At 71.6% G+C, this 9877-nt stretch carries 14 protein-coding genes; 8 read left to right on the top strand and 6 right to left on the bottom strand.

Going from position 1 to position 9877, the window contains the following annotated elements; all coding sequences use genetic code 11:
* Positions 1-320: 320 nt before the first annotated feature.
* The 3 genes from FV222_RS10020 (at position 321) to FV222_RS10010 (ending at position 1991) form a co-directional block, all read left to right on the top strand.
* Positions 321-884: a nitroreductase gene (locus tag FV222_RS10020; RefSeq protein ID WP_147753073.1), complete on the top strand. Its 564-nt coding sequence runs from the start codon at positions 321-323 to the stop codon at positions 882-884.
* A gap of 11 nt (positions 885-895) precedes the next feature.
* Positions 896-1513: a flavin reductase family protein gene (locus FV222_RS10015; RefSeq protein WP_147753072.1), complete on the top strand. Its 618-nt coding sequence runs from the start codon at positions 896-898 to the stop codon at positions 1511-1513.
* 154 nt (positions 1514-1667) lie between these two features.
* A complete protein-coding gene (locus FV222_RS10010; protein ID WP_147753071.1) occupies positions 1668-1991 on the top strand; it encodes a hypothetical protein in 324 nt (107 codons plus the stop codon).
* Between the two features lie 75 nt (positions 1992-2066).
* Here FV222_RS10010 and queF read toward each other — a convergent pair whose 3' ends face one another.
* The gene (gene queF, locus FV222_RS10005; protein ID WP_147814104.1) at positions 2067-2516 is read right to left on the bottom strand and encodes a preQ(1) synthase; all 450 of its coding nucleotides are present in this window, start codon (positions 2514-2516) and stop codon (positions 2067-2069) included.
* A gap of 255 nt (positions 2517-2771) precedes the next feature.
* Here queF and eno point away from each other — a divergent pair, with 255 nt between their 5' ends.
* Together eno and FV222_RS09995 are read left to right on the top strand one after the other, a co-directional pair.
* Positions 2772-4061: a phosphopyruvate hydratase gene (eno, locus tag FV222_RS10000; RefSeq protein WP_147814102.1), complete on the top strand. Its 1290-nt coding sequence runs from the start codon at positions 2772-2774 to the stop codon at positions 4059-4061.
* Between the two features lie 67 nt (positions 4062-4128).
* Positions 4129-4422 carry a hypothetical protein gene (locus tag FV222_RS09995; RefSeq protein ID WP_147814100.1) on the top strand — a complete coding sequence of 98 codons (294 nt, stop codon included), beginning with the start codon at positions 4129-4131 and terminating at the stop codon, positions 4420-4422.
* Between the two features lie 4 nt (positions 4423-4426).
* Here the strand turns inward: FV222_RS09995 and FV222_RS09990 are convergent, their stop codons facing one another.
* Complete coding sequence (locus FV222_RS09990) at positions 4427-4768, bottom strand: winged helix-turn-helix domain-containing protein (protein ID WP_147814098.1); 342 nt, start codon at positions 4766-4768, stop codon at positions 4427-4429.
* Positions 4769-4923: 155 nt separating this feature from the next.
* On the opposite strand from FV222_RS09990, the gene modA reads away from it, so the two are divergent.
* Both modA and FV222_RS09980 read left to right on the top strand, forming a co-directional pair.
* Positions 4924-5706: a molybdate ABC transporter substrate-binding protein gene (gene modA, locus FV222_RS09985; RefSeq protein ID WP_147814096.1), complete on the top strand. Its 783-nt coding sequence runs from the start codon at positions 4924-4926 to the stop codon at positions 5704-5706.
* A gap of 28 nt (positions 5707-5734) precedes the next feature.
* Complete coding sequence (locus FV222_RS09980; RefSeq protein WP_147726238.1) at positions 5735-5944, top strand: TOBE domain-containing protein; 210 nt, start codon at positions 5735-5737, stop codon at positions 5942-5944.
* Positions 5945-6034: 90 nt separating this feature from the next.
* On the opposite strand, the gene FV222_RS09975 is transcribed toward FV222_RS09980, so the two are convergent.
* The 4 genes from FV222_RS09975 to FV222_RS09960 are packed head-to-tail and all read right to left on the bottom strand — an operon-like array spanning position 6035 to position 9224.
* On the bottom strand, positions 6035-6808 hold the full coding sequence (locus tag FV222_RS09975; RefSeq protein WP_147814094.1) for an ABC transporter ATP-binding protein: 774 nt from the start codon (positions 6806-6808) through the stop codon (positions 6035-6037).
* Entirely contained in the window at positions 6805-7857 is a 1053-nt protein-coding gene (locus FV222_RS09970) for an iron ABC transporter permease (RefSeq protein ID WP_147814092.1), read from the bottom strand. Before FV222_RS09970 ends, FV222_RS09975 begins: the two co-directional genes overlap by 4 nt.
* Positions 7854-8891 (bottom strand): iron ABC transporter substrate-binding protein, encoded by a 1038-nt coding sequence (locus FV222_RS09965; RefSeq protein WP_147814090.1) that lies wholly within the window; start codon positions 8889-8891, stop codon positions 7854-7856. The genes FV222_RS09970 and FV222_RS09965 overlap by 4 nt, the downstream gene beginning before the upstream one ends.
* 27 nt (positions 8892-8918) lie before the next feature.
* Positions 8919-9224 (bottom strand): hypothetical protein, encoded by a 306-nt coding sequence (locus FV222_RS09960; RefSeq protein ID WP_147814088.1) that lies wholly within the window; start codon positions 9222-9224, stop codon positions 8919-8921.
* Between the two features lie 126 nt (positions 9225-9350).
* On the opposite strand from FV222_RS09960, the gene FV222_RS09955 reads away from it, so the two are divergent.
* Positions 9351-9877: transglycosylase SLT domain-containing protein (locus FV222_RS09955; RefSeq protein ID WP_147814086.1), on the top strand; the 527-nt coding region annotated here is incomplete at its 3' end.

The raw sequence follows: 9877 nt of genomic DNA, 5'->3' as shown, positions 1-9877 counted from the left end.
GGGTCCGGCGACTGCGCCGCGGCTGCGAGCGGCGCGACCGCGGCCAGCAGCGCCAATCCGGGCCCGAGCCTTCGTCCGCGCATGTCGAAAAGCCTCTCTCCGCAGGCCGAAGCGGCCGACCGTCATCGTCTCGCCCGTGTGATCTTAAGACCGTGGCGAGCGCAAGGCCGCCCGGGGTCCTTGCGCTGCCCCTTGCGCTGCCCCTTGCGCCCCTTGCGCTGCCCTCCGCGCCAAGGTGCCCGACTTCCCAGGCGGTGCAGCCCGTGCGAAATCCCGGTGTGATCGCGGGACCTTCCGCACCGCCCAGCCGAGACGCCCCGATGAACGCCACCCTCGACATGCTGCGCACCCGCCGCTCCGTGCCGCCCCTGCGGATGACCGAACCGGGACCTAGCCCGGAACAGATCGACACGATCTTGACCCTGGCCTCGCGGGTGCCCGACCACGGCAAGCTCGCGCCGTGGCGCTTCATCGTGATCGCGGGCGAGGCGCGGGCGCGGATCGGGACGGTGATCGCGAACACCTACGCCTCCGACAACCCGGAGGCCGACGCGGCGCGGCTCGACCTCGAGGCGAGGCGGCTGGCCCACGCGCCGTTGGTCGTCGCGGTGGTCTCGCGGGCCGGCCCGCACGTGAAGATCCCGGAATGGGAGCAGGTCCTGTCGGCGGGCGCCGCCTGCATGAACCTCGTGGTCGCGGCCAACGCCCAGGGTTTCGCCACCGCATGGCTGACCGAGTGGTACGCCTACGACCGCCGCGTGCTCGAAGCCCTCGGCCTCGACCCGCGCGAGAAGCTTGCGGGCTTCATCCATGTCGGCGCCCCCGAGGAGATCCCGTCGGACCGGCCGCGGCCGGACCTCGCCGAGATCGTCACGCGGCTGTAAGGCTCGCTCCCATGCATTACGCCCCCGACGACCGCACCCTGCCGCACAACCCTCTGAAGGCGATCGTCGCGCCGCGGCCGATCGGCTGGATCAGCGCCATGAGCCGGGCGGGGAAGCTCAACCTCGCGCCGTACTCGTTCTTCAACGCGGTGGGCGACGACATGGTCGCGTTCTCCTCCACCGGCCGCAAAGATGCGATGACCTTCGCGGAAGAGGGCGGCGACTTCGTCTGCAACCTCGCCACCTACGACCTGCGCGAGCAGATGAACGCTTCGTCGGCGCCCCTGCCGCGGGGCGAAAGCGAGTTCGACTTCGCCGGCCTGACCACGGCCCCGTCGCGCAAGGTGCGGGCGCCGCGGGTGGCGGAAGCCGCAGCCGCCCTCGAATGCCGGTGGCTCCAGACCGTTCCGCTGGTTCCGCTCGATGGCGGCGAAGCCGCCAACTTCCTGGTGATCGGGCAGGTGGTGTCGATCTACATCGACGACCGCTTCGTCGTGGACGGCCTCGTCGATACGGCAGCGATGCAGCCGATCCAGCGCGGCGGCTACTTCGACTACTTCAAGGTCGGGCCGGACGCGAAGTTCGCGATGCAGCGGCCCAAGGGCGCCGGCGACTACACGTCCCGCTGACGCGGACGCAGCGCGGTGTTTCCGCGTCTCCGCTTCCCTCGAATGCCGGCGCGGATTCCACCTCCGGCGCGGCGGCGCGGCGGAACCTTCGGAACGATCGCGACGTCCCAGCGTTGAGCTTGCGAATTCGATGGATCATCGAGAAAGGATCATCATGCGCAAGTTCGCCCTCGTCACCGCCGCGATCATCTCGGCCGGCGTCTTTTCCGCCACCACCGCCGACGCGCGGCCGGGCTACCGCGGCGGCTATGGCCACGGGTATGGCGGCGGCTACGGTCGCGGCTACGGCTATGGCCACCGCGGCGGGCGCGGCATCGGCACGGGTGCTGCCGTCGGTCTCGGCATTGCCGGTCTCGCCGCTGGTGCGATCGCTGCCGGCGCGGCCCGCGACTCCTACGGCTACAACCGCGGTTACGGCGCCTACGGCAACGGCTACGGCGCCCCGGCTTACGGCGGCTACTACGGCTCGCCGTACTAAGCGTACACCAACTCGGACTCGAATTTTGGGGCGACCGGCCATGCCGGTCGCCCCTTTTTCTTTGTCCGACCTCTCTCAGCGGGCGCGGTAGGGCGGCACGCCGGGATCGGGCAGCCAGACGGAGGCCGGCGGGACGCCGGTCTGCCAGAACACGTCGATCGGGATGCCGCCGCGCGGGTACCAGAAGCCGCCGATCCGCAGGTAGCGTGGCCCGAGCAGGTCCACGAGCGTCTTGGCGATGCCCACCGTGCAATCCTCGTGGAACGCGCCGTGGTTGCGGAACGCGCCGAGGTAGAGCTTCAGCGACTTCGACTCCACGAGCCAGCGATCGGGCACATAGTCGATCACCAGGATCGCGAAGTCGGGCTGGCCGGTCACCGGGCAAAGCGAGGTGAATTCCGGGACGGTGAACCGAGCGAGGTAGTCGGTGTCGGGATGCGGGTTCGGCACCCGGTCGAGGCGGGCCTCGTGCGGGCCGGCGGGGAGGGGCGTCGGCTGCCCCAGCTGCAGAGATTCTTCGGTCATGCCCATCCTTACCGCAGGCCTTCCCGCGGTGCATCCGACGCCGGCGCATGCTTCGGCCGCGTGCGGCTCGTGGCATCGTCGCGCGGGCTCGCGAAGACTACGCGCGACGGCGTCTTTTGCATTCATCTTGTGGGACGCATCATACGATATGGCCCCGCCTTGCCCGAGGCCGCGCCTTGACGGATAAGCCGCACCGACGAGACCTTGAGACCGGGCCTGCCACCGATCGTGCGCGCCCACGGGGGAGGAGCCTTCATGACCGCGATCACCAACATCGCCGCCCGCGAGATTCTGGACAGCCGCGGCAACCCCACCGTCGAGGTCGACGTGCTGCTGGAGGACGGCTCGTTCGGCCGCGCTGCGGTTCCGTCGGGCGCCTCCACTGGCGCCCACGAGGCGGTGGAGCTGCGTGACGGCGACAAGACCCGCTATGCCGGCAAGGGCGTGCGCAAGGCGGTCCACGCGGTCCAGACCGAGATCCTCGACGCCATCGGCGGCATGGACGCCGAGGACCAGGTCGCAGTCGACGAAGCGATGATCGAGCTCGACGGCACCGCCAACAAGGCGCGGCTCGGCGCCAACGCGATCCTCGGCGTGTCGCTCGCGGTGGCCAAGGCCGCAGCCGAAGCCTCGGGCCTGCCGCTCTACCGCTACGTCGGCGGCGTCCAGGGCCGGGTGCTGCCGGTGCCGATGATGAACATCATCAACGGCGGCGCGCATGCCGACAACCCGATCGACTTCCAGGAATTCATGATCATGCCGGTGGGGGCCTCCTCCATCGCGGAAGCCGTGCGCATGGGCGCGGAGGTGTTCCACACCCTCAAGAGCGCGCTGAAGAAGGCCGGGCACAACACCAACGTCGGCGACGAGGGCGGCTTCGCTCCGAACCTGCCGACCGCCGAGGCCGGCCTCGACTTCGTGATGGAGTCGATCCAGGCGGCCGGCTTCAAGCCCGGCGCCGACATGGTGCTGGCCCTCGACTGCGCGGTCACCGACTGGTTCAAGGACGGCGCCTACCACTACGAGGGCGAGGGCACCGTGCGCTCGATCGAGCAACAGGTCGACTACCTCGCCAAGCTCGTCGACGCCTACCCGATCCTCTCGATCGAGGACGGCATGGCCGAGGACGACTGGGAGGGCTGGCGCCTGCTCAACCAGCGCATCGGCAACCGCTGCCAGCTCGTCGGCGACGACCTGTTCGTGACCAACGTAGATCGCCTCGCCCGCGGCATCACGGAGGGCTCGGCGAACTCGATCCTGATCAAGGTCAACCAGATCGGCTCGCTCACCGAGACGCTCGCCGCCGTCGATATGGCCCACCGCGCCGGCTACACCGCGGTAATGTCGCACCGCTCGGGCGAGACCGAGGACGCAACCATCGCCGACCTCGCGGTCGCAACGAATTGCGGGCAGATCAAGACCGGCTCGCTCGCGCGCTCGGACAGACTGGCCAAATACAACCAGCTGATCCGGATCGAAGAGGGCCTCGGCGCGCAGGGCCGCTACGCGGGGCGCGGCGCCCTTCGTCAGCTCGCGCGGGCCTAAATCGGAACCTCGGGAACCATCCCGACGTCGTCTCCGGCCTGCGGTGCATCGTAGGCCGGAGGGGACGATGACGAAGCAGGATGCCTCACGCACGACCGAAGCCGACGCACCGCCGGACGCGCCGGCGCTCGCGGCCCTGTGGTGGGCAGCCAAGGGTCCGGCGCATTGGGACCAGGCCCACAAACTCGTCCAGGACGATTCCGGCCGGGACGCCGCCTGGGTCCACGCCCACCTCCATCGCCTCGAAGGCGACCAGGACAACGCGGCCTACTGGTACGCCCAAGCGGGTCGCCCCGTGGCCGAGGGCGACCTCTCGGCCGAGCGGGACGCGATCACCGCCGCCCTGCTGGCGGCCGGCTGAAAAGTCATCCAGTGGATCGGTCTGCGACGAAGCGGGCGAGGAAGGGCGCGGCCGCCTCCGTCGCGGCACGCTCGGCCTCCCGGTACTGCTCCACCACCTCCGCACCGAAGGCGGACAGCCGCGCCCCGCCGCCGCTCCGCCCGCCGACCTGCGCCTCGACCACCGGCTGCCCGAAGCCGGCATTCATCGCCTCGACCAGCGTCCAGGCCCGGCGATAGGACATGCCGAGCGCCCGCCCGGCCGCCGAGATCGAGCCGTGCGCGGCGATCGTCTCCAGCAACTGCACCTTGCCGGGCCCGAGCCGGTGCCCCGGCCCGAAATCGACGCGGATGCTCAACCTGGCCATCGGCTTCCCTCGTCCCGAGCGCCGTTCCTACCCCGGACCGCGCGGCCGGTGTGAGCGCCTGCGATCCTCGGTTTCGATCTGGCCATCGCTGTATATGATAGGATATAGCGTCAGCGCCCGGCTGCTGCTGCGGGCCGCCCGCCTCGGAGGTCGCCTTGATCGGATTCGCACGCGCCGTCCTCGTCGCCAGCCTGCTGCTTGGCTCCGCCGCCCAGGCCGGCGAGAGCGTGACGGTGTTCGCCGCCGCCAGCCTCAAGAACGCCCTCGACGAGGCCGGCAAGGCGTTCACCGCGCAGACCGGGATCGCGATCAAGCCGAGCTACGCCGCCTCGTCGGCGCTCGCCCGCCAGATCGAGTCGGGCGCGCCGGCGGAGCTCTTCGCCTCGGCCGACCTCGAATGGATGGACTACCTCGCCAAGAAGAACCTCGTCCGGGCCGACACGCGGGTGAACCTCCTGAACAACCGCCTCGTCGTCGTCGCGCCCAAGGACGCGAAGGAGGCGGACTTGGCCCTGACCGCCGACGCCTTCGCCAAGGCGCTCGGCCCCGACGGGCGGCTGGCCACCGGTGAGGTCGCCTCGGTGCCGGTCGGCAAGTATGCCAAGGCGGCGCTCGAAAAGCTCGGGCTCTGGGGGACGATCCAGCTGCGGCTGGCGCAGGCCGACAACGTGCGCGCGGCGCTCGCCCTGGTCTCACGCGGCGAGGCGCCCCTCGGCGTGGTCTACGCGAGCGACGCGCGGTCCGATCCGGGCGTGAAGGTGGTCGCCGTGTTCCCGGAGGACAGCCATCCGCCGGTGGTGTACCCGTTCGCGCTGACCGCCGAGGCCAAGGGCGAGGGCGCGGCCCGCTTGCTCGACTTCCTGAAGGGCGCTGCGGCCCGGCCGTACTTCGAGGCCCAGGGCTTCTCCGTGATCCCTGCAGGCCAAGGCGCCAAATGACGTTTTCTCAAGCCACAGAGGCCGTTCGATGAAGATCTCCGCACGCAACGTCATCAAGGGCAAGGTCGTCGCCGTCGAGAAGGGCGCGACCACCGCGCACGTCAAGATCGAGATCGCCGCCGGCCAGATCGTCACCGCAGCGATCACCAACGAGGCCGTCGACAGCCTCAAGCTCACGGTCGGCGGCGAGGCCTACGCCGTGGTGAAGGCCTCCGACGTGATGGTCGCCGTCGACTGAACGGCGGGTCCGGAGCGTTTTCCAGCGCGGTGGAGGCCGGCTCGTGTGAAGACGATGCGGACCTGGCAACGAGATCGACGCGGCTCGGCCTCACGCCAGGATCGGCGTGCAGACCGAGCACCCGTGCTCCGGCAAGGGCACCACCGCCACGTCCACCCCGTAAACGCGGCGCAGGCTCTCTTGCGTGATCGTCGCCTCCGGCGTTCCCAACGCCACGAGGCGGCCACCATGCAGCAGCGCGACGCGGTCGGCGCAGAGGAAGGCGTGGCCGGGGTCGTGGGTCGAGAGCACCACCGCGATGCCGGTCTTCGCGAGGCGGCGGACCTGTTCGAGCACGCGGGTCTGGTTGCCGAAATCGAGGCTCGCGGTCGGCTCGTCCATCACCAGGATGCGCGGCTCGCCGGCGAGCGCCCGGGCGATCAGCACCATCTGCCGCTCGCCGCCGCTGATCTCGGTATAGATGCGGTCGGCGAGATGCCCGATCCCGAGGGTCGCGAGCGCCATGTCCGCAGCGGCCTCGTCTGCGCGGCCGGGGGCGGCGAAGGGGGCGAGCCGGGCGGCGCGGCCCATCAGCACCACGGCCCGCACGGTGAACGGGAAGAAGGCCGCATGCGCCTGCGGCACGTAGGCGAGCGCCCGCGCGACCCGGCGGCGCGACCACTGCGACAGGTCCTCTCCGTCGAGGCGGACGCGGCCGGCCCGTACCGGCAGCAGCCCGAGCAGGGTTTTGAACAGGGTGGTCTTGCCGCCGCCGTTCGGCCCGAGCAGGCACAGGACCTCGCCCGCCCCGAGCGTGAAGCTCACGCCCGCGCCGACCTCGCGCGCGCCGTACCCGAACGCCAACGCCTCGACGGACAGCATCAGGACCAGCCTCGCTTGCCCGCTGCTAGCAGCCAGAGGAAGAACGGCGCGCCGGCGAGCGCCGTGAGGATGCCGAGCGGCACCTCGATCGGCGCGATGGTGCGGGCGGCGAGATCCACCGCCACGAGGTAGCCCGCCCCGAGCAGCGCCGAGGCCGGCAGCAGGCGGCGGAAGTCCGGCCCGACGAGGCCGCGGGCGAGGTGCGGCACGATCAGGCCGATCCAGCCGATCACCCCCGTCGCCGACACCGCCGCCGCGGTGACGAGGGTCGCCGCCGCCACGAGGAGCGGGCGCAGCCAGCGGGTCTCGACGCCCAGCGCCCGCGCCTCCTCCTCGCCGAGGCTCATCAGGTTCATGCGCCAGCGCAGCAGGACGAGGGGCAGGAGCCCGAGGCCGACCGCCGGCAGGATCGCGAACACGTCGCCGAGGGTGACGGAGGACAGGCTCCCGAGCAGCCAGTAGGTGATGGCGGGCAGCTGGTTGTAGGGGTCGGCCAGGACCTTGAGCAGCGAGATGGCCGAACCGAGCACCGCGCCGACCGCGACGCCGGCCAGCACCAGCGTCAGCACTGGATCGTGCCGCCGCACCAGCGCGCCGATTGCATAGACGATCGCCACCGCGCCGAGGCCCCCGGCGAAGGCCATGGCCTGGATCGCGAGGACCGGCAGGGCGAGATAGATGCCGAGCACCGCGCCGAGCCCGGCGCCGGCCGAGACGCCGAGGATGTCGGGCGAGACCAGTGGGTTGCGAAACAGGCCCTGGTAGGTCGCCCCGGCCGAGGCCAGGGCCGCGCCGACGACGAGGGCCGCGGCGACCCGGGGCAGCCGCACCTGCAACACCACCACCTGCGCCGTCGCGTCGCCCGGCGCCGTGCCGAACAGCTTGGCGGCGAGGATCGCGAACACGTCGGCGACCGGCACCGGGAATCTCCCCGCGGCGAGGGCGAGGAGGACGAGCAGCCCGAGGCCGGCCACGGCGAGGCAGGCCTGGAACGCCGCGGAGATCCGACGCGCGCCGGGAGCCGCGATCACCGCCGCGGGGCCGCGCGTCATCGGCGCGCCGGCACGGCGCCGTCGAGGAGCACGGCTTTCGCCTCCGGGGTGAGGGCGACGTGGTAGAAGCGCTGGTAGAAGTCGGCGACGATCGCGGGCAGGTCTTCGTGGAAGAGCGCCGGGTAGAGCAGGTGCGCGAGCCAGCGCATGCCGATCAGCCGGTTGACGCCGGGCGGCGCGTCGAACCAGGCGAAGGGCAGCGTCGGGGTCCGATAGACGCGGCCCTCGCGCACCGCCTTCACGCCCCGCCAGATCGGGTCGTCGCCGGGCCGGAAGGCGGGATCGAGGGCGACGATCACGTCGGGGTTCCAGCCCAGCACCTGCTCGGGCGAGACGTTGGCGAGGCCGTTGCCGCCGACGGCCACGTTGCGGGCGCCGACCACCTCCAGGATTTCGGTGTTGATCGAGCCGGCGAACCCGGTCTCGAGGCCGCGCGGGCCGCGGGCGTAGTAGACCCGCGGCCGCTCGGCCTCCGGGACGCGCGCGACGCGCTCGGCGACCTCCGCCACGGTGCGGTCGGCGTAGGCCGCGAGCCCGTCGGCGGCCGGCCCCAGGTCGAGCACGGCGCCGAGTTGCCGGTAGGTCTCGCCGGTCTTGGCGAAGGCGCCGTCGAGCAGGATGTAGGGGATGCCGGTCTGGGCCTGGACCCGGTCGGCGAGCGACGCATAGGTCGGCCCCGTCGAGCCGACGTCGACGACGAGGTCCGGCTTCAGGGCCAGCACCGCCTCGACGTTGGCGGTGCCGCCGCGCCCGGTCAGGCGGCCGGTGGCGGGTAGCGCCCAGGTCGCGGGCATGAGGTAGGGCCGCTCGGCCGGGGAGGGCGTGCGGACCCAGCCGACCATCCGGTCGGGCGCGAGGGTGTAGAGGAGCACTGCCGCCGGCGGCCCGGCGGCGACGACCCGGGTGGCGCGATTCGGAACCTCGACCACGCGCCCGGCCGCATCGGTGAAGGGGCGCGCCGCGGCCGGCCCTGCGACAAGGGTGAGGATAGCGACGGCGAAGGTCGGTAGGGCGAGGCGTCGCGGATGCGGCATGCTGGGGCTTCGATGGGGGGTGTCGGCTCACCCTAAGGGTAGCGGCCTGCGAGGGCCACAGCCGGGACCCGGACCGCGCCCAAACACCGCCGTGAGGATTGCCGCCGCCTCGGCTGTCTCCGCGAAGCCTCCATGGAACCCGTCGCGAGGGACCGCCCGCGCCGCGTCGAGGTCGACCGCGCCCGGCACGACGCGGACGTAGAGGGCCGTTCCCTCGCAAAGAGCCGGCAGCCAACCGAGCGCCGCGGCCAGAGGATGCGCCAGCACCAGGGTGTCGGCGTGGGCGATGTCAGGTGGGCCGCTGGTGGGCGAGGCGATCAAGAGGTCGCGCATGGGAGCGTAAGCATCGGAAATTTAGGCTTTCTTTACCATGATGGCCAAGGGTTGCGTCATCCGGGGCGCCACGTGCGGCGCCTCGCGCGACGCCCGTCCGGCGCGTGCGGCTCGAAGCGGCGACCGATGTTCCTGTTCACCACGCCTTCGAGCCCCCAACCAGCCGCGGCGCCCCCGCGGGCTTTGGGCGCGCAAGGGACCTCGGGCGCGCAAGGCACTTCGGGCGCACAGGGCGGCGTGATCGACGCGATCCGCGACGGGGCGCAGAGCAGCGGCGTCGGCTTCGACTACCTGCTCGCCACCGCGCAACGCGAATCCGCCCTCGATCCCTCGGCCAAGGCCGGCACCTCGACCGCCACCGGCCTGTTCCAATTCATCGAGCAGACCTGGCTCGGGGTGATGAAGTCGGCCGGGCCGAAGCTCGGCCTCCAAACCTACGCCGAAGCCATCGTGGCGCGGCCCGACGGCAGCTACACGGTCGCGGATGCCGGCCAGCGCCAGGCGATCCTCGACCTTCGGCGCGATCCCAAGATCGCCGCCTCGCTCGCGGGCGCCTTCACCCAGAAGAACGGAGAGGTGCTCTCAGTGGCGCTCGGGCGCGAGCCGACCTCGGGCGACCTCTACGCCGCCCACGTGCTCGGGGCGAAGGGCGC

It is taken from the genome of Methylobacterium sp. WL103, assembly GCF_008039885.1.
Lineage (GTDB): Bacteria > Pseudomonadota > Alphaproteobacteria > Rhizobiales > Beijerinckiaceae > Methylobacterium > Methylobacterium cerastii.
The sequence above is the reverse complement of the archived record's forward strand: the minus strand, read 5'-3'. Positions and strand labels throughout refer to the sequence as shown.